This is a genomic window from Zooshikella harenae (genome assembly GCF_018837975.1).
GTDB classification, from domain to species: Bacteria; Pseudomonadota; Gammaproteobacteria; order Pseudomonadales; family Zooshikellaceae; genus Zooshikella; species Zooshikella harenae.
This window is the reverse complement of the sequence record NZ_JAGSOY010000364.1, coordinates 1-557: the sequence shown is the minus strand read 5'-3', so window position 1 is coordinate 557 and position 557 is coordinate 1. Positions and strand designations below refer to the sequence as shown.

At 44.0% G+C, this 557-nt stretch carries 1 pseudogene; it reads right to left on the bottom strand.

Annotated features, from left to right (window positions below):
• Positions 1–77 precede the first annotated feature (77 nt).
• Positions 78–557, bottom strand: a pseudogene (locus KCG35_RS26140) (hypothetical protein); the annotation flags it as partial.

Below are 557 nucleotides of genomic sequence, written 5' to 3'. Positions count from 1 at the left end.
CAGGGAGGGCTTTCTGACATGGGTGGAATAAATGAGCCTGTTTCAGCACCGATGCATGATATTTATTGAATAAAACATTACTCATTAACCGGCGTATAATAGCGTCCCTCAGCTTTCGCCTCGGCAATACGGCGTTCCATATCAAAGAATTTTTCACGACGTTTGTAGCGTTGTCGCCACTTTTTTTCGAATTCAACTAACTCTGCAGAAGGCTTAGCCCATTGCTCTTCCGGTAAAGGTTTAGACCACTCTTCCGCTTCAGGCGAAAATTCAACACTGTATAACCGTTCTTTTAAGGCTGCATATTTAAATGCCCAAAAGCGGCCCATAAACCAATCAGCAATAACGTGCTTAATCCAAGATTTCCATTCTCCCTGAATACGCAATGCTTGCCGTTTTTGGTAATGTAGTTTTGGATCTCGCTGACTCATATCCACATCAGGTATATGATCAGGCCCTAGCTCCATAAAGGAACGGATACATTCCCACTGCATAATCCCTGAGAGTTCGACACCACAAGGCATACGCCATACCCCAATAAAACCATGAGGGTCATC